The sequence below is a fragment of the Streptomyces sp. NPDC107765 genome, assembly GCF_055657085.1.
In genome coordinates this window covers 326,720-351,079 of record NZ_JBVKBL010000007.1, presented here as the reverse complement: position 1 = coordinate 351,079, position 24,360 = coordinate 326,720, and the positions used below count along the sequence as shown (strand labels likewise).

The 24,360-nt window shown below is 70.7% G+C and carries 23 protein-coding genes; 11 read left to right on the top strand and 12 right to left on the bottom strand.

The window, feature by feature from the left end:
- Nucleotides 1–17 precede the first annotated feature (17 nt).
- Nucleotides 18–227, top strand: coding sequence for a hypothetical protein (locus ACZ7MX_RS19825; RefSeq protein WP_472133814.1), 210 nt, complete (start codon nucleotides 18–20; stop codon nucleotides 225–227).
- 109 nt (nucleotides 228–336) lie between these two features.
- Here ACZ7MX_RS19825 and ACZ7MX_RS19820 read toward each other — a convergent pair whose 3' ends face one another.
- Together ACZ7MX_RS19820 and ACZ7MX_RS19815 are read right to left on the bottom strand one after the other, a co-directional pair.
- Nucleotides 337–987, bottom strand: a complete 651-nt coding sequence (locus ACZ7MX_RS19820; protein ID WP_472133812.1) for a DedA family protein — start codon at nucleotides 985–987, stop codon at nucleotides 337–339.
- Between the two features lie 323 nt (nucleotides 988–1,310).
- Nucleotides 1,311–1,766: a DUF4442 domain-containing protein gene (locus tag ACZ7MX_RS19815; protein ID WP_472133810.1), complete on the bottom strand. Its 456-nt coding sequence runs from the start codon at nucleotides 1,764–1,766 to the stop codon at nucleotides 1,311–1,313.
- Between the two features lie 203 nt (nucleotides 1,767–1,969).
- Between ACZ7MX_RS19815 and ACZ7MX_RS19810 the strand changes: the two genes are divergently transcribed.
- On the top strand, nucleotides 1,970–3,298 hold the full coding sequence (locus ACZ7MX_RS19810) for an MFS transporter (protein ID WP_472133808.1): 1,329 nt from the start codon (nucleotides 1,970–1,972) through the stop codon (nucleotides 3,296–3,298).
- Nucleotides 3,299–3,689: 391 nt separating this feature from the next.
- On the opposite strand, the gene ACZ7MX_RS19805 is transcribed toward ACZ7MX_RS19810, so the two are convergent.
- The 3 genes from ACZ7MX_RS19805 to ACZ7MX_RS19795 form a co-directional block, all read right to left on the bottom strand.
- Complete coding sequence (locus ACZ7MX_RS19805; protein WP_472133806.1) at nucleotides 3,690–4,553, bottom strand: spermidine synthase; 864 nt, start codon at nucleotides 4,551–4,553, stop codon at nucleotides 3,690–3,692.
- Nucleotides 4,554–4,897: 344 nt separating this feature from the next.
- Complete coding sequence (gene tuf, locus ACZ7MX_RS19800; RefSeq protein ID WP_472133804.1) at nucleotides 4,898–6,070, bottom strand: elongation factor Tu; 1,173 nt, start codon at nucleotides 6,068–6,070, stop codon at nucleotides 4,898–4,900.
- Between the two features lie 109 nt (nucleotides 6,071–6,179).
- The gene (locus ACZ7MX_RS19795; protein ID WP_472133802.1) at nucleotides 6,180–6,353 is read right to left on the bottom strand and encodes a hypothetical protein; all 174 of its coding nucleotides are present in this window, start codon (nucleotides 6,351–6,353) and stop codon (nucleotides 6,180–6,182) included.
- 72 nt (nucleotides 6,354–6,425) lie between these two features.
- Here ACZ7MX_RS19795 and ACZ7MX_RS19790 point away from each other — a divergent pair, with 72 nt between their 5' ends.
- The gene (locus ACZ7MX_RS19790) at nucleotides 6,426–7,127 is read left to right on the top strand and encodes a TVP38/TMEM64 family protein (RefSeq protein ID WP_472133800.1); all 702 of its coding nucleotides are present in this window, start codon (nucleotides 6,426–6,428) and stop codon (nucleotides 7,125–7,127) included.
- 463 nt (nucleotides 7,128–7,590) lie between these two features.
- Here the strand turns inward: ACZ7MX_RS19790 and ACZ7MX_RS19785 are convergent, their stop codons facing one another.
- Nucleotides 7,591–8,460 carry a hypothetical protein gene (locus ACZ7MX_RS19785; protein WP_472133798.1) on the bottom strand — a complete coding sequence of 290 codons (870 nt, stop codon included), beginning with the start codon at nucleotides 8,458–8,460 and terminating at the stop codon, nucleotides 7,591–7,593.
- A 483-nt stretch (nucleotides 8,461–8,943) separates the two neighbouring features.
- Here ACZ7MX_RS19785 and ACZ7MX_RS19780 point away from each other — a divergent pair, with 483 nt between their 5' ends.
- Complete coding sequence (locus ACZ7MX_RS19780; protein WP_472133796.1) at nucleotides 8,944–9,081, top strand: hypothetical protein; 138 nt, start codon at nucleotides 8,944–8,946, stop codon at nucleotides 9,079–9,081.
- 49 nt (nucleotides 9,082–9,130) lie between these two features.
- Here the strand turns inward: ACZ7MX_RS19780 and ACZ7MX_RS19775 are convergent, their stop codons facing one another.
- The 5 genes from ACZ7MX_RS19775 to ACZ7MX_RS19755 form a co-directional block, all read right to left on the bottom strand.
- Nucleotides 9,131–10,042 carry an SCO6745 family protein gene (locus tag ACZ7MX_RS19775; protein ID WP_472133794.1) on the bottom strand — a complete coding sequence of 304 codons (912 nt, stop codon included), beginning with the start codon at nucleotides 10,040–10,042 and terminating at the stop codon, nucleotides 9,131–9,133.
- 401 nt (nucleotides 10,043–10,443) lie between these two features.
- Nucleotides 10,444–10,674 (bottom strand): hypothetical protein, encoded by a 231-nt coding sequence (locus tag ACZ7MX_RS19770; RefSeq protein ID WP_472133792.1) that lies wholly within the window; start codon nucleotides 10,672–10,674, stop codon nucleotides 10,444–10,446.
- 2 nt (nucleotides 10,675–10,676) lie between these two features.
- Entirely contained in the window at nucleotides 10,677–10,931 is a 255-nt protein-coding gene (locus ACZ7MX_RS19765; protein ID WP_472133790.1) for a DUF6400 family protein, read from the bottom strand.
- A 320-nt stretch (nucleotides 10,932–11,251) separates the two neighbouring features.
- Nucleotides 11,252–12,925 carry a SpoIIE family protein phosphatase gene (locus tag ACZ7MX_RS19760; RefSeq protein WP_472133788.1) on the bottom strand — a complete coding sequence of 558 codons (1,674 nt, stop codon included), beginning with the start codon at nucleotides 12,923–12,925 and terminating at the stop codon, nucleotides 11,252–11,254.
- Between the two features lie 211 nt (nucleotides 12,926–13,136).
- The gene (locus tag ACZ7MX_RS19755) at nucleotides 13,137–13,853 is read right to left on the bottom strand and encodes a TetR/AcrR family transcriptional regulator (protein WP_472133986.1); all 717 of its coding nucleotides are present in this window, start codon (nucleotides 13,851–13,853) and stop codon (nucleotides 13,137–13,139) included.
- 749 nt (nucleotides 13,854–14,602) lie between these two features.
- Here ACZ7MX_RS19755 and ACZ7MX_RS19750 point away from each other — a divergent pair.
- The 6 genes from ACZ7MX_RS19750 to ACZ7MX_RS19725 all read left to right on the top strand — a co-directional run bounded on the left by ACZ7MX_RS19750 (nucleotide 14,603) and on the right by ACZ7MX_RS19725 (nucleotide 23,134).
- Nucleotides 14,603–16,162 carry an APC family permease gene (locus ACZ7MX_RS19750; protein WP_472133786.1) on the top strand — a complete coding sequence of 520 codons (1,560 nt, stop codon included), beginning with the start codon at nucleotides 14,603–14,605 and terminating at the stop codon, nucleotides 16,160–16,162.
- A 174-nt stretch (nucleotides 16,163–16,336) separates the two neighbouring features.
- A complete protein-coding gene (locus ACZ7MX_RS19745) occupies nucleotides 16,337–18,067 on the top strand; it encodes an amidohydrolase (RefSeq protein WP_472133784.1) in 1,731 nt (576 codons plus the stop codon).
- Between the two features lie 209 nt (nucleotides 18,068–18,276).
- The gene (locus ACZ7MX_RS19740; RefSeq protein WP_472133782.1) at nucleotides 18,277–19,746 is read left to right on the top strand and encodes an MFS transporter; all 1,470 of its coding nucleotides are present in this window, start codon (nucleotides 18,277–18,279) and stop codon (nucleotides 19,744–19,746) included.
- Between the two features lie 199 nt (nucleotides 19,747–19,945).
- On the top strand, nucleotides 19,946–21,271 hold the full coding sequence (locus tag ACZ7MX_RS19735; RefSeq protein ID WP_472133780.1) for an ABC transporter substrate-binding protein: 1,326 nt from the start codon (nucleotides 19,946–19,948) through the stop codon (nucleotides 21,269–21,271).
- Nucleotides 21,268–22,206, top strand: coding sequence for a carbohydrate ABC transporter permease (locus tag ACZ7MX_RS19730; protein ID WP_472133778.1), 939 nt, complete (start codon nucleotides 21,268–21,270; stop codon nucleotides 22,204–22,206). The genes ACZ7MX_RS19735 and ACZ7MX_RS19730 overlap by 4 nt, the downstream gene beginning before the upstream one ends.
- On the top strand, nucleotides 22,199–23,134 hold the full coding sequence (locus ACZ7MX_RS19725) for a carbohydrate ABC transporter permease (protein WP_472133776.1): 936 nt from the start codon (nucleotides 22,199–22,201) through the stop codon (nucleotides 23,132–23,134). Before ACZ7MX_RS19730 ends, ACZ7MX_RS19725 begins: the two co-directional genes overlap by 8 nt.
- Before the next feature lie 115 nt (nucleotides 23,135–23,249).
- Here the strand turns inward: ACZ7MX_RS19725 and ACZ7MX_RS19720 are convergent, their stop codons facing one another.
- Nucleotides 23,250–23,660: an organic hydroperoxide resistance protein gene (locus tag ACZ7MX_RS19720; protein ID WP_030416450.1), complete on the bottom strand. Its 411-nt coding sequence runs from the start codon at nucleotides 23,658–23,660 to the stop codon at nucleotides 23,250–23,252.
- 127 nt (nucleotides 23,661–23,787) lie between these two features.
- Here ACZ7MX_RS19720 and ACZ7MX_RS19715 point away from each other — a divergent pair, with 127 nt between their 5' ends.
- Complete coding sequence (locus ACZ7MX_RS19715) at nucleotides 23,788–24,237, top strand: MarR family winged helix-turn-helix transcriptional regulator (RefSeq protein WP_472133774.1); 450 nt, start codon at nucleotides 23,788–23,790, stop codon at nucleotides 24,235–24,237.
- Nucleotides 24,238–24,360 lie beyond the last annotated feature (123 nt).

Genomic DNA, 24,360 nt, shown 5'->3' with positions numbered 1-24,360 from the left:
GGTCGCATCCTGGGGGCATGAAGCGTGCCCCCGTGATCGTCCATCCGCCGTCCTCCGGCGGCCGCCGTGTGACGCTCTACGGTCAGGATCTGGGACGGGCGCTGCGCCCCGGTGACGTGGCCGCGAAACTGCGCCGCGCCGGTTTCTGCACCACCAAGTTCGTGTGGGACGACACCGGAGTCTTTGAATGGCGTGCCGGCGGCCCCGACATCTGGCTGATGCCGTGAGGCCCTCACAAGCCTGCTAGGTCACCGCAAGCCTGCTATTAAGCAGACCTACGTGAGCAAAGTCCCACAAGCCAGCGGGATTCAAGCGGTCACCCAGTGGCTCAGTCGCTCAGTCGACCGTAGCGGCGACCCGCGTCTCCTCCGCCTCGCGGGCCGCGGCCGCCTTCTTCGCCCGGACCTTCATGAGCAGGAACGAGCCGATGCCGAAGAGCACGGCGGCCACCAGCCCCCACGTCGAGAACCGCTTGAGCCACGGCTCGGCGACCAGGCCCACGGTGTAGATCAGTGCGGTCGTACCACCGGCCCAGATGATGCCGCCGAGCACGTTGGCGATCAGGAACTTCCAGTACGGCATCTTCAGTACGCCGGCGAGCGGACCGGCGAAGATGCGCAGCAGCGCGATGAAGCGACCGAAGAAGACCGCCCACATGCCCCACTTGTCGAACTTCGACTCCGCCATCGCGACATGGTCCGGGCCGAAGTGCTTGGGGAACTTACGGCCGGCCCACTGCAACAGGGGCTGACCCCCCTTGCGACCGATCAGATAGCCGATGGAGTCACCGACGATCGCGCCGACAGAGGCACAGGCACCCAGGACGAACGGATTGATGTGGTCCTGGGTCGCGGCGAGGATCGCGGCGCTGACCAGGACGATCTCGCCGGGCAGCGGAATTCCGAGGCTCTCCAGCCCGATGACCACCCCCACCAGGAGATAGACGCTCACGGCCGGTACGGTCTCGAGCCACTCCTGGATGTGCACCGACGATTCCTCCGCTGTTGAGGGCCCCCGTGGGCCGTGGCTCCGTGTCCATGACACCGGTGCCGGTCGATCCCCTGACGCGCCGCAGGGCGCCCGGGCAGCGTACTCGATCGCTCCGTCCGAGAGCCGAATCCGCGTGCGGTCAGCGACATCCGGCTCGCGGCGCACCGAGCCCCATGAAGGCGAGCCGAAGGAGCGCGAGCCCCGTGACGGAAGGAACGGAGTAAACGGAAGAAACAGGTACCCGCCAAGGACGGAAAGGGCCGGAGCGGGTACCCGTGAAGCGCGAAGCGGAATCCGCTATGCCGAATCAGCTCTCCGCATCAGCTGTTCGGCCGCAAGGTCCACACGATGCTCATCTCACCCGTAACCGCGCCGTCCTCGCGCGATATCGCCACGTTGACGGGGAACTCCGGGCGCCCCCCGGCGTCGAGCTCGGCGATCACCTCGGCCACCGACCGGCCCAGCTCTGCGGTCGCGGTCACCGGCCCCATGGCGAGCTTCTTGTAGCCGATCTCCGCACGCACGGCGAGCGGCACCGCCCTGCCGAGGTGACTGCCGAACGCGGCCATCACGATGGCCCCGCTTGCAGACTCGGCGAGGGTGAACATCGCTCCGGCGTGCGGCCCGCCCACGTGGTTGTGGAAGTCGGACTGGTCGGGCATGCGGACCACGGCGCGCTCGGCACTGGTCTCGGTGAACTCAAGGTTCAGCGTACGGACCATCGGCACGGAGGCCGCCATCATTTCGCCGATCGACGGCAGGGTCTCAGAAGACATACGAGCTATGTTACCTAGCGGTAGCTTAGTTGTGAAGACCCCGATCAAGCCCGCCCCCACACCAGCTAGCCCCCGCATCCACCACCCCCAAACCCGCCCCGCCCTCCCCATGACCCCCTCGACGCCCACCCCTCCCTGCCCCTCGCTCCCGCTCCCGTCATTCCGCCCGCCTCCCACCCCCTCCCCCCATATCGTTGACACCCATGCGGCCAGGACAACTACACAACGCGAGGACGCGCCCCAGCTGGGCGGGACGTAACTATCTGCTCCTCACCGGAGCCACAGTGATCGCGAACCTCGGCAGCTCTGGCGCACTGATCGCCACCGCCTTCGCGGTCCTCGCCGCCGGCGGATCCGCCACCGACGTGGGACTGGTCGCCGCCGCCCGCACGATCCCCCTCGTCCTCTTCCTGCTGATCGGCGGCGCGGTCGCCGACCGACTCCCCCGCCATCACGTCATGGTCGCCGCGAACGCCCTCAGCTGTATCTCGCAGGGTTTGTTCGCGCTGCTCGTCCTGACCGGAGAACCACGCCTGTGGCAGATGGCCGTATTGGCCGCACTCGGCGGCACCGGGCAGGCCTTCTTCGCCCCGGCCTCCGAGGGCATGCTGCTCGCCAGCGTCTCCGGGGAGCAGGCGGGCCGCGCGTTCGCGGTGTTCCGCATGGGTATGAGCGGCGCGAACATCGGCGGCGCGGCGCTCGGCGGCGCGCTGGTCGCCGCGGTGGGCCCCGGCTGGGTACTGGCCGTCGACTCCGCCGCGTTCGCCCTGGCCGGGGCGCTACGCGCCTTCCTCGACGTCCGCGGCATCCCCGAACGGGCCGCGGGCGGCGGAATCCTCCACGATCTGCGGGACGGCTGGCGCGAAGTGGCATCGCGACCGTGGTTGTGGGCGGTGGTGGTGCAGTTCTCCATCGTCAACGCGGTGGTGTCGGCAGCCGAGGCCGTCTACGGCCCACTGGTCGCCGAAGAGCATCTGGGCGGCCCGGGTCCGTGGGGCCTGGCACTGGCCGCCTTCGGCGCGGGCACAGCACTCGGCGCCCTCCTCATGACCCGCATCAAACCGCGCCGCCTCCTGCTGACCGGCGCACTGTGCGTCTTCCCGCTCGCCCTCCCGTCCGCCGCACTCGCCATCCCCCTGCCGGCCCCCGGCCTCACCGCCCTCATGTTCGGCACCGGCATCGCGATCGAGGTCTTCTCGGTGACGTGGATGATGGCCCTGCATCAGGAGATCCCCGAGGAGAAATTCTCGCGAGTCTCTTCCTACGACTGGCTGGGCTCGGTCTCCATGATCCCCCTGGCCACCGCCCTCGCCGGCCCTGTCCAGAACCTCATAGGCCGCACCGCCGCCCTCTGGTCCTGCTCAGCCCTGATCGCCCTCCTCACCGCCGCCGTCCTCTGCGTCCCCGACATCCGCCACCTCACCCGCCATAACACCCCACCCCTGTCACCTACGCCCTCCACTCCCTCCCCTCACCCTCCCACTCCAGTCACTGAAAGTGATAAAATCACGGGAACTAATCACGCTCCGTAATCGTTGCCGGAGATAGAGGAGGCACACACGGCCCAGCCCCAAGGCGAAAGGCACAGACGCAGGACCCAACCCCAAGCCCCCAGCCAGGCCCCACCAAACAACCACCAAAAGCGAGGCGCCAGAAGGCGCCAATCGCGGTGCTAACCAAAACCCCGCAATGAGGCCGCCGACCGCCGTGGGGGGACGGATGGCAAGGGCGGCGGACCGGGAAGGCGAGCGGAAGACGGACCAACGGACCGACCGTCGCCACTAACCGCCACCCCTACCCGCCCTGCCCCACCCGTCGCCACCCCGTCCGTCAACTGTCCGTCAACCAACGTTGCCGCTGACCTGCACCTCACCGCTTGGTCCCTCGCCGTGAGGTCCCTCACGGCGAGGCCGCTCACCGCGGTCAGCCGACGCTGAAGGCTCCAGCCGGCGGCACCGGAGACGCCACCGCCTCGGCATCCCGTACGGGTCGCGCATCGGCGATCAGGCGCCGAAGCGCGGTACCGTGCTCGACCCGCGCCGGGAAGGCGTCCGCGGCTGTGCGCCGGGTCAGCTGCGCAATCGGGAGCTCCACATGCGAGGCGACCAGGACGACGTTGCCGAACCGGCGGCCTCGGAGCACCGAGGGCTCAGCGATGAGCGCCAGATGCTCGAAGACCGTGCCGAAGTTGGCGAGTTGGCTGCGGAGGAAGTCGAAGGGTGCGCTGTCGGCGAGATTCGCGATGTAGCGGCCGTCTGTCCGCAGCACCCGGTCGGCGGCCCGTGCGTACTCGACCGAGGTGAGATGGGCCGGCACCCGCGAGCCGCCGAAGACATCGGCCACGATCACATCGGCGCTCGCTTCGGGCGCCTCCTCGAGCGCCGTACGAGCGTCCTGCGCTCGGACGGCGATACCGCCGAGACCGCTGCCCTCAGGGAGCGGTAGGGCTTCGGTCACCAGGGCGAGCAGACCCCGGTCGGCTTCGATCACGTTTTGGCGGGAGTGCGGACGGGTGGCGGCCAGGTAGCGGGGCAAGGTCATGGCCCCGCCTCCGAGGTGCAGCACATCGAGCGGCTGCCCGGGGGCGGCGAGCTCGTCCAGGACGTGGGCGAGGCGACGCACGTACTCGAATTCCAGGTGCGTGGGCGCATCAAGGTCGACGTACGACTGCGGGGCGCCGTCCACGGTCAGCAGCCAGGCGCGCGGCCGGTCGACGTCCGGCAGCAACTTGGCGGTTCCGTGATCCACGGACCGGGTGACGGGTATCGGCTCGGGTGCTTCGTCCACCGTTCTATTGTGCCGGGCCGGGGGCTGGTGCCTGGCGGGTGTGCCGGGCCGGGGGCTGGTGCCTGGCGGGTGTGCCGGGCCAGTGCTTTGCGCCTGGCGGGTGGGGGCTGGGCCGGCGGGCCGGTGGTTTGTGAGGGGCCGCTTGCCCCTGACGCGACCCCATGCCCTTTATTGACCGTTTTGCAACGGTACGGTACTTACCAGTCTGTTCATGCATGCCAGGGTCGTCCTGGGTGGTCGTGCCGGGCTGCGTGGCTGCGCCTCGTGTACGTAGTTGTGGTGCCGCGCCCCGTACTCGCAGGGTTGTCGGGAGTACGGGGCGCGGCTTGGGCGGGGTGGCGCGGTCAGGTGGTGAGGGTGCGGACCGTGCCGGCGCCGATGGTGCGGCCGCCCTCGCGGATGGCGAAGCCGAGGCCGGGCTCCAGGGGGACGTCGCGGCCGAGTTCGACCGTGACCGTCACCGTCTCACCCGGGCGCGCGATGCCGCGCTCGCCGAGGTCGAGGTTGCCGACCACGTCCGCGGTGCGGATGTAGAACTGCGGGCGGTAGCCGGTGGAGATCGGCGTACGGCGGCCGCCTTCCTCGGTGGAGAGCACGTACACCTCGGCGGTGAAACGGCGCCGCGGTGTGACGCTGCCGGGCGCGGCGACCACGTGGCCGCGGCGTACCTGGTCGCGGTGCATCCCGCGGAGCAGCAGCGCGACGTTGTCCCCGGCCTCGGCGGATTCCATCGGCTTGCCGAAGGTCTCCAGGCCGGTGACCGTGGTCTCGGTGTCCGCGCCGAGCACGGCGACCCGGTCGCCGACCCGTACGCTGCCGCGCTCGATGGCTCCCGTGACGACCGTGCCGCGCCCGGTGATGGTGAGGACGTTCTCCACCGGGAGCAGGAACGGCGCGTCGACATAGCGTTCGGGCGTCGGCACGTAGGTGTCGACGGCGTCGAGCAGCGCCTCGATGGCCTCCGTCCAGCGCGGGTCGCCCTCGAGGGCGCGCAGGCCGGAGACGCGTACGACGGGTACGTGCTCGCCGTCGTAGCCGTGCGCGCTCAGCAGCTCGCGGGCCTCCAGCTCCACCAGGTCGGTGAGTTCCGGGTCGCCGGCGTCGGCCTTGTTGAGGGCGACGACGATGTGGCGCACACCGACCTGTTTGGCGAGGAGTACGTGCTCGGCGGTCTGCGGCATGATCCCGTCGACGGCGGAGACGACGAGGATGGCGCCGTCGAGTTGGGCCGCGCCGGTAACCATGTTCTTGATGAAGTCGGCGTGGCCGGGCATGTCGACGTGGGCGTAGTGGCGGGTGCCGGTCTCGTACTCGACGTGCGAGATGTTGATGGTGATGCCGCGGGCGGCCTCCTCCGGGGCGCGGTCGATCCGGTCGAACGGCACGAAGGTGCCGGTGCCGCGGTCGCTGAGGACCTTGGTGATGGCCGCGGTGAGGGTGGTCTTGCCGTGGTCGACGTGGCCCATGGTGCCGATGTTCAGGTGCGGCTTGGTGCGCACGTATGCCGTCTTGGGCATGGTTTTCTTCCTCGCAAGGATGCGGTGAGAACGGCGACTTGGCGCCGTGGGGACCCCTGGGCCGGGCCGACCCTCCCCCTGCGGGGTCCGCCGGACGATCCGGAGAGGGTCAGCTTCGTGCGCCGTCGAAGGCGGCAGCGGTAGCCAGGGTGGTTGCTGCGGAGATGGCCTTGGTGGGCATCGGTGCAGCGGCCCGGGTGGGTGCTACGGCGAGGAAGTTGGCGGCAGCCTTCAGCTCGTCCGCGACTGCGGACGTGAGCGACAGGAAGGCGTACCGGGACATGCGTCATATGGTGCCGGGTGGTTGCCGTGACGTCGAACGATTTATCAGGTGCCGGTCGGTTACGCTCCCGGGATGGTCGCCCCTGCCGCCTCTGGCCATGGCTTCGCCGCTCGCTGTGCGCGGATGGTGTGTTCTCCGTGGTTGCGGCTGGCGTTGTTGTTCGTCCTGTTGGCCGGTGGTGCGGTGGCGATGCTGCGCTGGGAGCCGCAGCGTCTTTTGTCGGGCGGTTGGTCGGCGCAGTTGTCCGGGGCGACCGCGATGGTGGTGTTCGCGGTGGCGTACGGCCTGTGCACAACGGTTTTTGTTCCGCGTCCGGTCCTGAATCTCGCTGCGGGAGCGCTTTTCGGCAGTGTGGCGGGGTTGGCTGCGGCGCTCACCGGTACGGTGCTGGGGGCCGGGCTGGCGTTCGGGCTGGGGCGACTGCTGGGCCAGAAAGCCTTGCGGCCGTTGTTGCGGGCGCGCTGGCTGGCGGCGGCCGACCAGCAGCTGAGTGAGCACGGCTTCCGCTCGATGATGGCGGTCCGGCTGTTCCCCGGGCTGCCGTTCTCTGCGGCCAACTACTGTGCTGCGGTTTCTCGTATGGGCTGGTGCCCTTTTCTTCTGGCCACGGCACTCGGCAGCCTTCCGAATACGGCGGCCTACGCCGTGGCCGGTGCCCGGGCGGCGACGCCGTCGTCGCCTGTGTTCCTGTTGGCGATGGCTTTTCTCGCACTCAGTGCTTTGGGGCCGCTGATGGTGGCGTGGCGCAAGCGGGAGGCATTGCGCGGGCGCTGAGGGCGGCGGGGTGAGCAGCGTTGGTGTGTGGGTGAGCACCGTTTGTGCGTGGCGCTCATCGATCTCGGTACCTCGGTGTTCGGGACGGAGTTGTGCGCGGCGCCTGTGAGGCGATGGCGCTGTTTCCCGGCGTTTCCCGTTCGGGAGTACCCGTTCTCGAGTACCCGATTGTGAGCGCCCGTTCGGGAGTATTCGTTCGGGAGTGACGGTTAACGGTGGTCTGTTGGTGGGCTGCTGATGGGGCGAGGGTGGGGAGCGGTGGGAGGCGTGTGGGGGGTGGAGTGGGAGGGGACAAGTGCCGGCCCGGGCGGGCGGCGGGGGCCGGCGTATCGCGGGGTTTGGGACGTCGTACCGGAAACAACATCGGGAGGGCGGGGAACCAGTCGGGCCGGCCGGGGCCGGTGGTGGTGCCTGTAGGGGAATGGGCCGGTGAGGATAACTGGTCGTAACGGGTCGCAACGGGTCAGGAACTCAGGTGGTATTGGGTCCATGGCTGTGGAGCCTGCGCGTGGTCCTCGTGGGTGGGGGCGAGGGTGCCCCAGGGGGCGAGGGCGTTGTCCCATTCGGTAGAGAGGGCGGCGGTGACGTCGGGGACGGATTCCGCCGAGGGCATCGTGCCGGTTTGCCAGGCGGTGGCCATGGGGTGCGCGTGAGGTGTGGCGTTCCAGGCGGCCGTTTGTTGGGCGGGGATGGTGTATTCGCTTTCGTGGACGTCGCCGGGGCCTCGGCGGTGGCGTCCCGCGTGGGTTTCCGTCGGGCCCGGGTAGAACCGCCCCTGGGCGGAGAGTTGTTGGGCACGGGTAACCAGGCGGGTGAGGTCGAGCCCGAATTCGGCGGCGAGTTCACGGAGATCGACGCCGGTCTGCCAGCTACCGATGAGGACCGCGTCCATGGCCGGGGACCAATTCTGGTCGGACGGCCCCGATGCGCTGCCGGGGCCGGTGCCGCCTTCGCGGGTGGGGCCGGTGCTGCGGGGCGCGGCGGCGGGGTTGTGGTGGGCGTATTCGGCAGAGTTGTCCGGGGTCGGTGGGTTCTCTTCCGGTTCGCGGGGTGGCGCGGTGGGGACGGCTGCGGCGAGCAGTTCCTCGGCGACGGCCCGGGCGTCGTCCTTGCCCACCGTGCGTCGGGCGATGCGCACTTCCCGCTCGTTCAGTCCGAAAAGTCCGGCCACGGCGCCGGTGCTGCCCACTGTGACCGCGAATGCCGCCAGAACTCGTGACCGGTCGGCCTGGGCCTCGTCAAGTCGGGCCTGCGCCTCCCGCACGCGTTCGTCGCCCAGGCAAAACGCCTCTGCCAGTACGGCGTTGCGGTCCCACAACTCTCTAGGATCCATACCCGTTCAACGCATCTTGGGCAGAGGTGTCCCGACCTGCCGTAGCAAAGCACCCCAAAGCACCCATCGAATCACCAGATGAAAATCACCCCGCAGGGGCCGAGGTGGGGAGCTCGCGAAAGCACCGGATGGCGTAATGCCTGGCCACGCGGTTGAGGTCGCGTGCAGCGTGGATTGTCAGTGGCTTGGCCTAGTGTCGTGATCAGTGAGATTTTCATCGCGGGCGTCGCGGCCGCATGGTGCGTTGTTCCGCAAGGCCTTGCTCTGTGCGGTGCGTTGCTTGCGGTGATTGTATTCAGGGGGGACACATGAGGAGTCGTTGTTCACTGAGGTGCTCCAAGAGGCGCTCGAAGGCTGTACGAGCCGTCGGTGTGCGGCAGGGTGAGGGTGCACTGGCCGTCGATATGCGGCCGGGTGCGCTGAGGGGCGATCACCACTGGGAGGTGGTGGAGCGGTTTCGGCAGCGGGGGGGTGCGCATTGGTGTGAGCATTCTGCATCTTGATGCGTGGGTCGGGGTCGTTGATCGCGTGGTGAAGTTCCGTGAGCGTGGTCAGGCGGCCCGGGGGTCGCTGGACGAGGCCATACGCTTCTTCGGGTTCGACAAGCCGGTCACCGTTTAGGCGCCGCCTGCCTCCGACTCGGAGGGTGTGGAGCAGACGCGGCGGGGGCTCAGGGAGCCGGAGGGGCGGCGACTGGGCCAGTGGGGTGTTCCGCGGCGTGTGGCAGGGGTTCGTCGAGGTGGGGCAGCCCGATCGGGTTGGGGAAGGGCAGCACGTCCGCGGCGAGGACGCGGCGGGCGACGACGTCCAGAGCGTGCAGCAGCGCTTCCGCCTCCGCTTCGGGCAGCGCGTGCAGCATGCGGCCGGCCAGCCGGTCGGTGGCGTTCTCGATGCGTTCACGTTCTTGCAGGCCGTGTTCGGTGGCGTGGCCGTCTGCGTCGACGAGGTCTCGGGAGCGAAGGCGGTCCGAGGCGGCCGACCATTCCTCCTCGCTCCAGCCTCGGTCCTCCCGGATGGTGTCCTTGGGGACGCGGCCGGAGGCGGCGGCCAGGACGAGGGCTTCGCAGCCGTCGAGTCCCTCGTCGGCGAGTACGGCGAGATGCGCATCGCCGCGGAACTCGCGCAGGGCGGTGACCAGTTGCCAGAGCTGCTCGACGGGGTCGGCGTGGTCGCAGAGTGCGCGGTTGGCGGCGAAGAGGGGGCGCGCGGTGGCCGGTGCCTCGTCGACGAGTGTGTGGAGCGGGGGCAGGAGGTCGGTGGTGCGGTGTTCCAGCTCGGGGTCGATCCGGCGCAAGGCCTGGGCGGCGCGGCTGCCGCGTTCGTCGAGGATGTGCGCCGGACCGGCCACGCTCCAGGCGGCGGGCAGCGCCCGGGCCACCATTCCGGGCGCGAAGACGCCCAGTACGGCCGTGGCGGCGGCGGGTTCGACGGCACCCAGCGGAGCGGTACGGGCGGCGAAATAGCCCATCCAGAAGCCCTTGAGGCCGAGGTCCTTGCCCAGGGCACGGCACTTCTCGTCGAAATAGCAGACCGCGTGCAGGGGCTCGGTCACCAGCCAAAGCGATCGCGCATGCAGCTCCATGCCCCGCACGGTACCGCCGCGTCGGATCCGGCGCAGCGTGTGGACGCGCAAGGTGGGCGAGCGAGGTGGGGGCGTGCGGTGTGGGGCGTCGGGCTTTTCTCGGGTGGGCCGGGGCATGTCTCAACAGATCTCTGCCGACCGTCGTCACCCGTTGGCTGCTCCGCGGGTTCTTGCCAACGCTGTGACGGGCACCAACGGGGAGGGGGCCGGGTGCACCGGGACCGTGCCGTTGCGGGCGCAGCCGGGTCGTGCCGTTGCGGCGGAGAAGGCGCTCGATGCGGCGTATGGGGAGGCTAGAGGGGGTGCGCGGAGGAGGGTGAGGGGTGTGGGGTGGGGCCCGCCGGGCGCTCCGGCTTGTTGGGGGCCTGGAGTGAGCTGCGGTCGGGGGTGGGGGCCTGGTCTCAGGGGGTGGGGTGGCCGGCTGCGCCGAAGCCGGATTGCCAGGTCCACAGGTGGGTGCAGTTGGGGCACTGCAGGTGGAGCACGCTGCCCTTGTTGGAGAGGAGGTAGCGCCAGTGGGTCGTGCAGGTGCGGCCGTCGAGGCAGGTTCCGCAGCCATGGTGGTCCTCGCAGCGGGGGCACGGGATCCAGGCGCGGCGGCCGATGTCGGCGGTGGGGTCCAGCGGCAGCATGCTCAGCCCTGCTCGGGGGGCGGCAGCACGTGGGCGGCGACCAGCATGTCGTAGGTGGCCTGCTGATCGGCGTCCAGGTCCGAGTAGAGGAGCCGGTGGGCTGCCGCCTCGTCCTCCATCACCGTGAGGGGGTCCCACGTGTCGCCCAGCGCCGCGACGACTTCGGCCCGCCGCCGGGCTTCGTGGGCGGTGAGGTCGAACTCGAAGATCTCGGACGGCTCGGCTATGTGGTCGTCCGTGGTGTTGCGGTCGTTCATGGTGCGCGTCCATACCACTTGCGGATGATTCGGATGTGTCTATCAAGTGGGGCGGCACTGAGGAAGCGTCAGAGGGAGGAGCGGTGGCTTATAGGGTGATTTGGAGGCATATCTAGGGCCATGCCTGCGGTCGGTCGGTGGGGTGGTGGGGGGGTGGGGAGGGGCTTCGGTTGGGTGGGTAGGCGGGAGTCGGGAGTGGGGGTCCGGTGGGGCGTGGAGGGATGAGGTGGCAGGAGACTGCCGTGGTGTCGGGGACGGGGAGGTGTTCGGGGCTGATGGGTGCCGTTCGGGCCGTCGGTGGGGGTGGGCGTGGGGCGGTGTCATGGGGCGGCTGGCGGGGGTGCGGGGAGGCGTCGTACGGCGACGGCTGCGGCGTCGTCGCTCAGCTTGCCGCGGGTATGCGCCAGCAGATCCGCTCGCAGGTGCCGCAGAAGCTGGTGCGGGCTGCAGCTGCTCCAGGCGCCGGCGCGCTCGGCGAGTGGATAGAAGGCGCCCTGGGGGTCCCGGGCCTCGGTCACGCCGTCCGTGTAGAGAAGCAGGAGATCGCCCGGCTCGCACGGGAACGTCTCGACCTCGTAGGCGGGGGCGCCCGGCAAGCCGCCCAGACCGATGGGCAGCGCCGGCCGCTCGGGGTGGAGGGTGAGGGCCGCCCCGTCGCGTAGGAGCAGGGCGGGGGGATGGCCGCAGGTGATGGTGTGGAGTACGGGCGCGTGGTCGGGGATGTCCAGCAGTACGACGGTGGCGAACGTCTCTTCGGGGTCGGGGAGGCCGTGGCCCGGGTCGGGACCGGGAGCGTCGGCGGGCGCGAAGTCGGGGATGGGGCTGGCGGAGAGTTCCGGCGACGGGGTAGGGGCAGGTGTCCCGCCAGAGGCGGGATGAGGGGCACGGGAAGGGGCGGAGCTCGTGGCAGGCGTGGGGGGCGGGGCAGGGTTGGATGTCGGGGCAGGCATGGGGGTCGGGGCGGAGGTGGAGGTCGGGGCAGGGGCAGGGGTGGTGCCTGGTGCAGGGGCCTGCCAGGGGTGGGGTGGGCCGGCCGTCCGCACCGGCTCTTGCGGGCCAGCCGCACGTTCCACCCCTCGGAAGCTGGCCGTCATCCGTTCCGCCCCCTGGGGACCTGCCACCCCTTGCGCCCCCTCAGGGCTGGCTACCCCTTCCGCTCCCTGGGGACTGACCGCCCGTTGCGTCCCCTCAGGAACGGCTGCCCCTTCCGCTCCGTGGGGACCGGCCGCCCGTTGCGTCCGTTCGGAATCGGCCGGTCGTTCCGCGCCTCGTTGAGCGGTCGGCCGTTCTGCTCCCTGGGGGCCGGCTGTGGGGGTCGTGGACCACTGGCTGCTGTCCCAGCGGACGGCTCCGTCGAGGTGGCGGGCGAGGTTGGGCAGGGTGGCCTGGCGGTGGGCGGCTGCGCGAAAGGCGCCGAGGAGGAGGGCGGCGTGGCCGTATGCGGGCAGGCCCTTGCCGCGGACGTCGCCGATGATCAGCCGGGTGCTGGCGAGGGTGCGTGCCGCGGCGAAGAGGTCGCCGCCCATTTCCGCCTCCTCCTCGGCCGGCAGGTACAGCGACGCGATCTCCAGAGGGCCGCTGCGTCCGGGCAGCGGGCGCAGCAGGACCTGCTGGGCCACCGCGGCGACCGAACGGCTCTTGATCAGGCGGCGCTCACTGCGGTCCCGGATGACGGCGAAGAGAACGACCAGCGCGGAGACGACTACCAGGGCGGCGATCTGCGCCTCGAGGTTCTCCGTGGAGAGGACGTGGCGCGCCACGCCGATGAACACCTGGGCGGCGACCGCGAGAGCCCCGATCGCAGCCGTCAGCCAGGGGCCGGCGAAGGCTGCGGTGATTGCGGGGGCCGCGACCAGGAGGGGCCCGAGGTGGATATGGGGCGGCGAGAGAAGGTCGATCGTGCAGACGGCCGCGATGAGGCCGATCGGGAGCAGCACCAGCAGATGACGCAGTTCCCGTCGTCCCCGGAGGAGCGTCAGCCGTCGAGAGGGCATGCCTCATGTTTGCACCGATGAGAGAGAAATGTCCGGGTTGATCCCATATGTGCGATCACGTTCCTCTATGGGTGAGGGATGGGTATTGGATCGGATCGCGTCGCGTGGCCAGAAGATCGAAGACCGAAGGCCGGAGACCGGAGACCGGAGACCGGAGAGCGGAGAGCGGAGTGCGGAGTGCGGAGTGCGGAGTGCGGAGAGTTGAGAAACCTCACGAAGCGCGGTTGGTCGCTTCTTGGCGTAGGGCCTTGAGGAGGAGGTCGAGGGCGGGTTCGACGGCGGAGCCGGCCATGAGGGGGAGGTGGTCGCGTACGCGGTGCAGGCTGGGGACCTCGTCGGCGGGGAGGGTGCCGTATGCGGCGTGCCAGGCCCGTTCGTCCGCCGCGCGCTGGGCGGGGGCCAGCAGCAGTACACCGGCGTCCAGCGCGGCGTGACCGAGGACCGTGTCGACGAGGGCGTGGTAGTGGCGGACCGCGCTCGCCTCGTCGAAGCCGGCCTGGAGCAGTAGGCCGATGCCGGTGTCGACGGCCCTTTGCTCATGTGGCCGGCCGGTGACGCGGAGGGTGCTGAAGACGGCGATCTGCGGGTGGCGCAGTGCGGAGCGGTAGGCACGCAGGCCGAAGTCGCGCAGGTCGGCGGCCCAGTCCCCGCTGGGCGTGAAGCCCGTCATGGATTCGCCGATGAGCCGGTCGGCCAGGGCGAGCAGCAGGTCCTCGGTGTTGCGGAAGTAGCGGTAGACGGCGGAGGGATCGGCGCCGAGCGCGGCGCCCAGTTTGCGTACCGTGAACGCCTGCGCACCGTGGGCGTCGATCAGCCGGCATGCGGTGTCGACGATGAGGTCGGCCGACAGCACCACGCCCGAGCTGGTCGGTCGGCGCCGTTTGCGCTCAGCCGGGACCCGGTCCGGTGGGACCCGGTCCGGTGGGATCCGGTCGGCCGGGATGCGGTCGGTCGGGACGCGGTCGCGGACGCGGTCACTGTCTGGCACGCCGAACCTCTTTCTGTGCTCCGTTGGGGACGCGCTGTTCCCTTCGGGATCTGCCGCCGGGTCTCGACCCGAGTCTCGGCCGGATCTCGCCCGGCCCGCCACCGCCCGATGCCTGCCCTACCGGCGCATTCTCAACCCCATAGCCCGGCGAGCTCCTTGCTCCTACCCAGGTCCACGTGTCCGGCGCCTCGTCCAACTCCTTGCCCCTTGCCCAATGCCCTGGCCTTGTACAGGTCCTTGACCTTGTCCAGGTCCTTGTCGGGCCCCGCAGTTGGGCCGCAGCAGGAAGCCCTAACAGGAGGCCCCAACAGGAGGCCGCCCTGCCTCGCTCGGGGGCGAGGCGGGGCCCAGTTAATCACCAGCCCCCTCACCCAGGTTACGTCAACACCGTTGACACAAGCTGGCGGGGGCTGTTTCATCGGCGGACATCAGCGCCCTCGCGGCCCGCTACCGGCGACCCGTACCGGCAGAGCCGCCTCATTGACGCCCATTGCCCCCTCCCTGCCGCTTCACTGCTGCCCCACTGTCGCCTCATAGCTCCACTGCCGCCTCAAGTCGCCAGTCGCCTCATAGCCACCTCGTAGCTCCCTTCGGGCGCAGCCCCTCCCCTTCCCCCTCCCGTACGCGCCCCACCCCGCCCCACCCCTCACCTCACCGCCTCGTCCCTCCCCCTCCAAGGAGTCGATGCCATGTCCTCCGCAATGCCACAGGAACCCGAGAACCGCGTGGGCATGCGCCGCGCGCTGGGGGTGAAGGACGGGGTGGCGATCGCCGCGTCCAGTACCGCGGCCACCACCAGCATCGGCATCGGGATGGGCTCGTTGGCCGCGTGCGCGGGGCGGCAGACGCCCGCGCTGTTGCTGCTGGCGTGTCTGCCCATCCTCGGCATCGCGCTCTCCTACGCCCGACTCAACCGCACCGAGCCGAACTGCGGCAGCGGCTACACCTGGGTCGGCCGGACGATCGGCCCCTGGCCCGGGTTCCTCACCGGGTGGGTGGTGCTGGTCGGCAATGTGGTGTTCATGGCGTACACGGGCGCGGTGACCGGGTCCGTGGTGCTGCAGTTCCTCAACAAGGCGGGTCTGCACAGCGTGTGGGGACTGCGGCTGGATCCGGGCTCGACCGGCATCAGTACCGCCGTGGGACTCGTCGCGCTGGTCGCCGTCACCGTGACCGCCATCACGGGCGTACGTGCCGCGACCCGGCTGCAGTGGTGGCTGCTGGTCTTCGAGTACGCGGTGCTGCTGGTCTTCTGCGGCTATGCCCTGGTCGTCGGGGACCAGCCGTTCTCGCTGTCCTGGCTGAACCCGTTCGACATCGGCTCACCCCAGGCGCTGGCGCAGGGGATGGTGCTCGCGGTGTTCATCTACTGGGGCTGGGACGCGGCGTTCAGCGTCAATGAGGAGACCCGCAGCGCCTCGGACGCGGCCCGTGGCGGGTTGATCGCCCTGGTGGTGATGGCGGGCCTGTTCCTCGTCGGCGCGGTCGCCTTCCAACGGGTGATGAGCACCGGCGAACTCGTCCGCAACGGACCGCAGGCGCTCACCTTCCTCGGCGGCAAACTGGCCCCCGAGCCCTGGGCCTCGCTGCCGTTGGCGGCGCTGATGTGTTCCGCCTTCGCCTCCCTGCAGTCGAGCGTCATCCCCACCGCCCGCGGTGCGCTGGCGATGGCGCGCGACCGGACGCTCGGCCCGGTGTGGCAGCGGCTGCACCCGCGCTACGGCTCCCCGGCCGTCGGCACGCTGGTCATCATGGCGATCGCCGCGCTGATCGCCGTCCTCGCCGTCGGCATCCCCCAGCTCAACGACATGATCCTCACCGCGGTGAACTCGATCGGTCTCACGGTGGCCCTCTACTACGGGCTCACCGCACTCGCCTGCGCGGTGCGCTTCCGCGACAGCCTGCGCCAGGGTGCGGTCCGCGCGCTGCGGGACGTGGTCGTGCCCGCGGCGAGCGCGCTGGTGCTGTTCGGGCTCGGCGGCTACCTCGTCTGGGACTACGCGACGATGAGTGACCACTTCGCGATGAGCCCGGACAACGGCTGGTTCATGCTGGCCCTGCCGGCCCTCTTCATCCTGCTGGGACTGGCGGCCGCGGCCTGGGCCAAGTGGGTACGACAGGCACCGTACTTCCGTACCGGGCAGGGGACCGACGCGGATGCGCTCACCTTGCCGATGGACGGGGACGGGGGCGGGGCCATCGCCCTGGCCTCGCCGCCTCCCCCCTTGCCCTCGCCTTCGGACGGCTGACGACCGCAGCGGCAACAATGATCAGCAAACCACCACCGGAAACCAGCAAGCCGTAGGCCGTAGGCCGCAAGCCGTAAGCCCCCATCAGCAACCGGCACGACCACCGGCGACCGGCACGACCACGACCACAATCACCAGCATCACCCCACCCAACACCCCTGGAGCACCCGCAAGATGGCCCCCCGCACTCCTGCCCCCACCTCCCCCACCACCACCGCATCCCCGACCACCGCTGCCTCCCCCACCACCGCATCCCCCTCCCCCGCCGACCTCGTCTTCCTCTCCGGTCCCGTGCACACCGTTGACGCCGCGCGCAGCCGGGCCGGGGCGGTGGCCGTGCGCGGGGAGCGGATCGTCGCCGTCGGGCACGATGCGGACGTACGGGAGTTGATCGGGCCGGGAACGGAGGTCGTCGACCTCCACGGCAAGCTGCTGATCCCCGGGTTCCAGGACGCGCATGTGCATCCGGTGGGCGGCGGAATGGAGTTGGCGCAGTGCGATCTGAGCGCTGCGGAGACCGCGGACGCGTACCGGGAGCTGATCGGCTCGTACGCGGCCGCGCACCCTCAGGCGCCGTGGATCATCGGCGGTGGCTGGTCCCTGGAGGCTTTCCCGGGCGGGATGCCCACCCGCCAGTTCCTGGACGCCCTCGTACCGGACCGGCCGGTATTCCTCGTCAACCGCGATCACCACGGTGGCTGGGCCAACTCCCGTGCCCTGGAACGCGCCGGGGTCACCGCCGGTACGCCGGACCCGTCCGACGGGCGTATCGAGCGGGAGGCCGACGGCCATCCGTCCGGCATGCTGCAGGAGGGGGCGATGCGGCTGGTGGCGGACCTGATCCCGGAGCCGACGGTCGCCGAGCGGACCGCCGGACTGCTGAGGGCGCAGCGTCTGCTGCACAGTTACGGCGTGACCGCCTGGCAGGACGCGATGCTGGGCCGCGCCCCGGGCATCGCCGACGCCGTCCCCGCGTATCTGGCCGCCCGGAGCGAGGGCCGGCTGACCGCGCGGGTGACCGGGGCGCTGTGGTGGGACCGGGCACGGGGAGCCGAGCAGATTCCCGAACTCCTCGCCAAGCGGGAGGAGTTGACGGGTGGGCGGTTGCGGGCGACGAGCGTGAAGATCATGCAGGACGGGATCGCGGAGAACCACACGGCGGCCATGCTCGGCCCCTACCTCACCGCGTGCGGCTGTGCCTCCGACAACAGCGGGATCTCGTTCATCGACCCCGAGGAGCTGCGGACGTACGTCACGCTGCTGGATGCGGAAGGGTTCCAGGTGCACTTCCATGCCCTGGGCGACCGGGCCGTGCGGGAGGCGCTCGATGCGGTCGAGGCGGCCCGGCGGACGAACGGGTGGCGCGACACCCGGCCGCATCTCGCGCATCTCCAGGTCGTCCACCCCGATGACGTGCCGCGTTTCCGCCGGCTCGGGGCGACGGCGAACATCCAGGCGCTGTGGGCGGCGCACGAGCCGCAGATGGACGAGCTGACGATTCCGTTCCTGGGGGCGCAACGGGCGTCCTGGCAGTACCCGTTCGGCGATCTGCTGCGGTCGGGGGCCACGCTCGCGGCGGGCAGCGACTGGCCGGTCAGCTCGCCCGATCCGCTCGCCGCCCTGCACGTCGCGGTCAACCGCCGCATCCCGGAGGCGTCGCCCTCGGTGCCGGCCTTCCTGCCCGAGCAGCGGCTCGACCTGGGGTCGGCGCTGGCCGCCTACACCGCGGGCAGTGCCTACGCCAACCACCTCGACGAGACCGGCAGCATCCAGCCGGGCAAGCTGGCCGACCTGGTCGTCCTGGACCGGGACCCGTTCGACGGACCGCCGGAGGAGATCGCCGCGACCCGGGTTCTGCAGACGTTCGTCGGGGGGCAGCGGGTGTACGCGGCCGATAACGCCTGAGGCAACGGAAGTCACCTCTCCCCCTGCTACTTGGGCGTTCCTCCACACCCGCGCCGCTTTCCCGGGCGTGGTTTCGGAGGACGTGCGGATAGTTCCGGATGGTCGGCCTCCGGTCTACTGAGGGCGGTCTGCGGACGGGGGAAGACGGGGGAGAGATGGGCAGGGGGTGCGGGGCCGGCACGGTTCGACGTGGCGCGGGCGGGGACGGCGTGACGGCCACGCGCTCCAGATCAGCGTGGGCCGGGGTGCGGGCGGTGGTGGGGATCGCCGGGGTGGGCCTGCCGGTGCTCTCGTTCCTGGCGCGGTTGCCGGCCGCGCTGTGTCCGATCGGCACGCTGTTGCTGCTCACCGAGGTGGACGGAATCGGCCGGGCCGGTGTCGTGGCGGGGATGCTGTGGCTCGGGCAGGCGGTGGGCGGGGCGCCGGTCGGGCGGCTGGCCGACCGGCGGGGGCACCGGCCGGTGATCCTGGTGGCCTCGCTCGTCAACGCGGGCGTGATCGTGGCGCTGGTGGGGGCCGTGCTCGCCAGTCTGCCGGCGGCGGTGCAGGCCGGGCTGGCGGGACTGACCGGGGCGACGATGCCGCAGGTGGGGCCGCTGTCCCGGACGCGGTGGAGCGTGCTGACCGCGTCCCGTGCGGAGGATCCCGGACGGCGGGAGCCCACCTCGGCCCATAGGGAGCCCACCTCGGCCCATGAGCTCGCCTCGGCGCCTGCGGAAGGCCCCGACGGTCAGGAGCTCGCCCCGGCCCATGAGCTCGCCTCGGCCCCTGCGGAGGGCCCTGACAGCCACAAGCTCACCTCGTCCCGTCCGGCAGGCCCCGACGGGAAGGAGTTGACCGGGCGTGCGCTGTCCCTGGATACGACGATCGACGAGATCAGCTTCATGGTGGGGCCGGCGCTGGCGGCCACCGTCGTGGTCCTGTTCCACCCCGCGGCGGGCCTTCTGCTGGCTGCCGTGCTCGGTGCCGTGTGCGGGGTGCTGTTCGCGGTGCATCCGACGGCTCCGGGACCGGTGCGGACCGGACGGGTGGCGGCCGCCGGGGTGCCGCTGGTGTCGTCCGGGCTGATCGTGCTGTGGGTGATGGCGCTGGGGCAGGGGGTGATCTGGGGCGGCGCGAACGCCGGTGTCAGCGCGCTGAGCAAGGAACTGGGCGATGCGGGCACGGCCGGGTTCGTGTGGGGCGGGATGGCGGTGACCAGTGCGCTGGCCGGGCTGGTCACGACGGCGTTGCCGGTGAAGCGGGATCTGACGGTCCGGCTGCGGTGGGCGATCGTGGCGCAGACGCTGCTGGTGTTGCCGCTGCTGGCGGTGGCCGGGTTCGTCGGGGCGTCGCTGGTGATCGCGGGGATCGGGGTGGCGGTGGCGCCGCATCTGATCGCGGTGTTCGGGCTCGGTGAGCGCATCGCGCCGGCCGCGCGGATGGGCGAGGCGATGGCCCTGTTGGGGTCCGGGCTGATCGTCGGGCAGTGCGTGGCGGCGGTGGTGGCCGGTCCGCTGGCCGAGGCGTACGGGTACCGGACCGCGTTCGGGCTGAGCTGCGGGGCGGGGCCGGTGGCGTGTGCGGTGGCCCTGCTGTTCGTACGGGGACCGCGGTTCGGTCCGTCGTCCCACGGGAGCGTGGGCGTTCCGCCGGCTCCGGTGGAGGCGGTGCAGGAGCCCACCGGCCGGTCGTCGTAGGGCCTGCCACGCGGCACCCGCCCTCAACTCACCTCCGCCGGAGGCGCATTGGGGGCAGCCGGTCCGCCCCCGCCCGCCGTGCACTCCCTTGACGCCTCCGCCTCTCAGGCTTTAACTCACACCGGAAGTCAAGCCTTGAGGCCGTTCAGGACCTGAACATGGCCGGCCCTCGGACTCCTCAGAGAGAGGCGTATCCGTCATGCGCATACTCCGGGTCGCGACCGTCTCCGCCCTCGTCGCCGCGCTCGCCGCGGCGGCCTCGGGCTGCGGTGGCGGTACGAGCCCAGTGGGCGGGGGCAGTAACGATTCCCCCAGGACGTTGACGTACTGGGCGTCCAATCAGGGGCCGAACGTCGAGGCGGACAGGAAGATCCTGGGTCCTGAGGTGAAGAAGTTCGAGCGGCGGACGGGGATCAAGGTGAAGCTGGAGGTCATTGCCTGGCCCGATCTGCTGAACCGGGTCCTGGCGGCCACCACGTCGGGCCAGGGCCCGGACGTGCTCAACATCGGCAACACCTGGTCGGCGTCGTTGCAGGCCACCGGCGCGCTGCTGCCGTGGGACGAGGAGAACTTCGCGGCGATCGGCGGACGGGACCGGTTCGCGGCACCGGCGTTGGCCGCGACGGGGGCGGCGGGCAAGGACCCGGCCGCGGTGCCGCTGTATTCGCTGACGTACGCGCTCTACTACAACAAGCGGGTGTTCAAGGATGCCGGGATCAGCAAACCCCCGGCGACCTGGGACGAGTTGGTCGCGGCGGGCAAGAGGGTCCGGAAGGCGTCGAAGGGCGGCAGGTGGGGGCTGGGGGCCGAGGGCGGGCAGCTGGCCAACAACGTCCACCAGGCGTTCGTGCTCGGCAAGCAGCACGGTGCGGACTTCTTCGACGCGGCCGGCAGGCCGGCGTTCACCTCGGACGGTGCGGTCGCGGCGGTCGAGCAGTACGTCGATTTCATGGCCAAGGACAAGATCATCGCGCCGGGGAACGCCGAGTACGGCCAGAACCAGTCGTTGCGGGACTTCGCGACCGGCCGGACCGCGATGGTGCTGTGGCAGGCCGCGGCGACGACGTTCGCGGCGGACGGGATGAAGCCGTCGGACTGGGGCGTCGTGCCGGTGCCGGTGCCGTCCGGCCGCCCGGGAGCCGGCCGGCGGATCAACTCGATGCTCGCCGGCATCAACGTCGCGGTCTTCAGGAACACCCACAACCTCGACGGCGCCCGGAAGTTCGTGAGGTTCCTGACGGGCGACGCCGAGCAGCGGCTGCTGAACAAGGCGTACGGTTCGATCCCGCCGGTCAAGGCCGCCCAGCGGGACCCGGCGTTCGGCCGGCAGGACACCAGGGTGCTGCGGGAGACGCTCACCAGGAGCGCCGCGCCGCTGCCGCAGATCCCCGATGAGGCGCAGTTCGAGACGTCGGTGGGCACGGCGATCAAGGACCTGTTCGCCGAGGCGGCGGCCGGGCATCCGGTGACCACGGCGTCGGTGCGGGCCCGGCTGGCCGAGGCCGAGCAGCAGATGGCGAAGTGAGCGGGCCCGCTGTGGTGCGTTTCGCCCGGCTGCGCCGTGCCGGCCTGCCGTATGTGCTGTTGCTGCCCGCGCTGGTCGTGGAGGTGCTGGTCCATCTCGTGCCGATGGTGATCGGCGTCGTGATGAGTTTCCGGGAGCTGACCCCGTTGTTCCTCGGCAACTGGGGTGCGGCGCCCTGGAAGGGGCTGGGCAACTACCGGCTGGTCGTGGACGTGGACGCTCCGGTGGGTGCCGCGTTGCTGCACTCGTTCTGGGTGACCTGTGTGTTCAGCGTGCTGGCGGTCGGGCTGTGCTGGCTGCTCGGTACCGCGGCGGCGGTCTTCCTTCAGGAGAACTTCCGCGGCCGGGGTCTGCTGCGGGCGGTGTTCCTGGTCCCGTACGCGCTGCCGGTCTATGCCGCGGTGATCACCTGGGCGTTCATGTTCCAGCGGGACGGTGGGCTGGTCGATCATGTGCTGCACGACCAGTTGCACCTCACCGGCGGCCGGCCGTTCTGGCTGCTGGGCGACAACAGCTTCGTGGCGCTGCTGGTGGTGGCCGTGTGGAAGACCTGGCCGTTCGCGTTCCTGGTGGTGATGGCCGGGTTGCAGGGCATTCCGAAGGACCTGTACGAGGCGGCGGCGCTGGACGGGGCGGGGATGCTGCGGCAGCTGTGGCGGATCACGCTGCCGTCGCTGCGGCCGGTCAACCAGGTGCTGGTGCTGGTGCTGTTCCTGTGGACGTTCAACGACTTCAACACGCCGTACGTGCTGTTCGGGAAGGCCGCTCCGGGGTCCGCCGATCTGCTGTCCGTCCACATCTACCAGTCGTCGTTCGCCACCTGGAACTTCGGCACCGGTTCGGCGATGTCGGTGCTGTTGCTGCTGTTCCTGCTGGTGGTGACGGCCGGCTACCTGCTGGTGACGTCCCGCGGAAGGAAGCACGCCGATGGCTGACACCGCCGCCCGCACGCGCCGCCCGGCCGTCCGTGCGCCGCGCCCGCCGGTCCGCGGACGCCCCCGGGCCCGGCGCGGGGTCTCGCCCACCGCGCCGCCGCGGTCGTTCCGCTGGGCGCGCCGGATCTTCCTGACCGCGCTGACCGGCTTCGTGCTGCTGCCGGTGTACGTCATGCTGAGCAGCTCGCTGAAGCCGCTGCGGGACGTCTCGGGCGGGTTCCGGTGGCTGCCGAGCGGGCTGACCGTCCGGCCGTACCTCGACATCTGGCGGACCGTGCCGCTGGCGCACTACTTCGTGAATTCGCTGATCGTGGCGGGGTCGGCGACGGTCTGTTCGGTGGTGATCGCGGTGTTCGCGGCGTACGCGGTCAGCCGGTACCGGTTCCGCGGCCGGCGGGCGTTCACGGTGACGGTGCTGTCCACGCAGATGTTTCCGGGCATCCTCTTCCTGCTGCCGTTGTTCCTGCTCTACGTCAACATCGGGAACGCCACCGGTGTGGCGCTCTACGGTTCCCGGGGCGGTCTGGTCCTGACGTATCTGACGTTCTCGCTGCCGTTCTCGATCTGGATGCTGACCGGGTACTTCGCGTCGGTGCCGCGGGAGCTGGACGAGGCGGCGTACGTGGACGGCTGCGGGGCGCTGGGGGCGCTGCTGCGGGTGGTGGTGCCGGCCGCGCTGCCGGGGATCGTGGCGGTCGCGGTGTACGCGTTCATGACGGCGTGGGGCGAGCTGCTGTTCGCCTCGGTGATGACGAATGACACCACCCGCACGCTGTCGGTCGGGCTGCAGGGTTACGCCACGCAGAACGACGTGTACTGGAACCAGGTCATGGCCGCGTCGCTGGTGGTCAGCGTGCCGGTGGTGGCCGGATTCCTGCTGTTGCAGCGCTTTCTGGTCGCCGGGCTGACCGCCGGGGCCGTCAAATGACCGGCGCCGGCCAGGGAGTACGCGGCGCCGAGGAGCGAGGTCGCCGGGAACGGCGCCGCGTATCCGGACGGGGTCCGGCCGGACGGGGCGGCGGGGTGCGCCGCTCGCCGGGTGTCTACTCGATGACCAGCTCGACCGGGATGTTGCCGCGGGTGGCCTTGGAGTAGGGGCAGAACTCGTGGGTGGCCTCGACCAGCCGGCGTCCGGTCTCGCCCGCCAGGGTGTCCGGCAGCTCCACCCGCATGACGACGCCGAGGCCGAAGCCCTCGCCGTCCTTGCCGAGGGAGACCTCGGCGGTGACCGACACGTCCTTGGTGTCGAGCTTCATGCGGCGGGCGACGTTGCTCATCGCGCTGGCGAAGCAGGCCGCGTAGCCGGCGGCGAAGAGCTGCTCCGGGTTGGTGCCGGCGCCGTTGCCGCCGAGCTCGGGCGGCAGGGCCAGGGCGAGGTCGATCGTGCCGTCGGAGCTGACGGCCCGGCCCTCGCGGCCGTTGGCGGTGGCGGCGGCGGTGTACAGCGCGTCCATCGTGTGTCCCTTCACGTGCGGGGCGGCCGCTTCCCGGCCGCCCGACGGGTCCCACTGTCGCAGAGATTTAAGTTGTGCGCAACTAGATTGCGCACAACCTAAATGCCTGCCCGGCTAACCTGGAGCCATGACCACGCTTCCGCCGGACGCCGAACTGCTCCGCCTCGACCACCAGGTCTGCTTCTCCCTGCACGCCGCCTCCCGGGCGTTCGGCGGCGTCTACCGGGACGCCCTGAAGGACCTCGGCCTCACCTACCCCCAGTACCTGGTCATGCTGGTCCTGTGGGAGCACGGCGCACAGCCGGTCAAGGCCATCGGCGAGCGGCTCCGGCTGGACTCCGGCACCCTCTCCCCGCTGCTCAAGCGCCTGGAGACGGCCGGTCTGGTGCACCGCGAGCGCAGCACCGAGGACGAACGGTCGGTCACCGTCCACCTGACCCCGGCCGGCGACGAGCTGCGCGCGGCGGCCCTGCCGGTCCCCCGCCGGATACTGGCCGCCACCGGGCTGACCGTCGAGGAACTGCGCACCCTGCGGGGCCTGTTGGGGCGGGTGACCGGCGCACTCGACGCGTCCTGAGGCCCCCGCGCGCCGCGGCCGGCCGGCCGGCGTGCCCGGCCTTCCGGCTCCCCCATCACCCCATTGAGTTACCAGGGTTGGGGGCTCAACAGGACGAAGGCGTATAAAGAGTGGCCAAACCGC

Coding starts and splice junctions, on each gene's coding strand:
- ACZ7MX_RS19790 (WP_472133800.1), top strand. CDS start 6,426: ATGGTCGCCCCTGCCGCCTCTGGCCATGGCTTCGCCGCTCGCTGTGCG.
- ACZ7MX_RS19760 (WP_472133788.1), bottom strand. CDS start 12,925: ATGCCCTCTCGACGGCTGACGCTCCTCCGGGGACGACGGGAACTGCGT.
- ACZ7MX_RS19810 (WP_472133808.1), top strand. CDS start 1,970: ATGCGGCCAGGACAACTACACAACGCGAGGACGCGCCCCAGCTGGGCG.
- ACZ7MX_RS19720 (WP_030416450.1), bottom strand. CDS start 23,660: ATGGACGCGCTGTACACCGCCGCCGCCACCGCCAACGGCCGCGAGGGC.
- ACZ7MX_RS19750 (WP_472133786.1), top strand. CDS start 14,603: ATGTCCTCCGCAATGCCACAGGAACCCGAGAACCGCGTGGGCATGCGC.
- ACZ7MX_RS19745 (WP_472133784.1), top strand. CDS start 16,337: ATGGCCCCCCGCACTCCTGCCCCCACCTCCCCCACCACCACCGCATCC.
- ACZ7MX_RS19815 (WP_472133810.1), bottom strand. CDS start 1,766: ATGTCTTCTGAGACCCTGCCGTCGATCGGCGAAATGATGGCGGCCTCC.
- ACZ7MX_RS19715 (WP_472133774.1), top strand. CDS start 23,788: ATGACCACGCTTCCGCCGGACGCCGAACTGCTCCGCCTCGACCACCAG.
- ACZ7MX_RS19735 (WP_472133780.1), top strand. CDS start 19,946: ATGCGCATACTCCGGGTCGCGACCGTCTCCGCCCTCGTCGCCGCGCTC.
- tuf (WP_472133804.1), bottom strand. CDS start 6,070: ATGCCCAAGACGGCATACGTGCGCACCAAGCCGCACCTGAACATCGGC.
- ACZ7MX_RS19825 (WP_472133814.1), top strand. CDS start 18: ATGAAGCGTGCCCCCGTGATCGTCCATCCGCCGTCCTCCGGCGGCCGC.
- ACZ7MX_RS19785 (WP_472133798.1), bottom strand. CDS start 8,460: ATGGATCCTAGAGAGTTGTGGGACCGCAACGCCGTACTGGCAGAGGCG.
- ACZ7MX_RS19765 (WP_472133790.1), bottom strand. CDS start 10,931: ATGAACGACCGCAACACCACGGACGACCACATAGCCGAGCCGTCCGAG.
- ACZ7MX_RS19725 (WP_472133776.1), top strand. CDS start 22,199: ATGGCTGACACCGCCGCCCGCACGCGCCGCCCGGCCGTCCGTGCGCCG.
- ACZ7MX_RS19795 (WP_472133802.1), bottom strand. CDS start 6,353: ATGTCCCGGTACGCCTTCCTGTCGCTCACGTCCGCAGTCGCGGACGAG.
- ACZ7MX_RS19775 (WP_472133794.1), bottom strand. CDS start 10,042: ATGGAGCTGCATGCGCGATCGCTTTGGCTGGTGACCGAGCCCCTGCAC.
- ACZ7MX_RS19770 (WP_472133792.1), bottom strand. CDS start 10,674: ATGCTGCCGCTGGACCCCACCGCCGACATCGGCCGCCGCGCCTGGATC.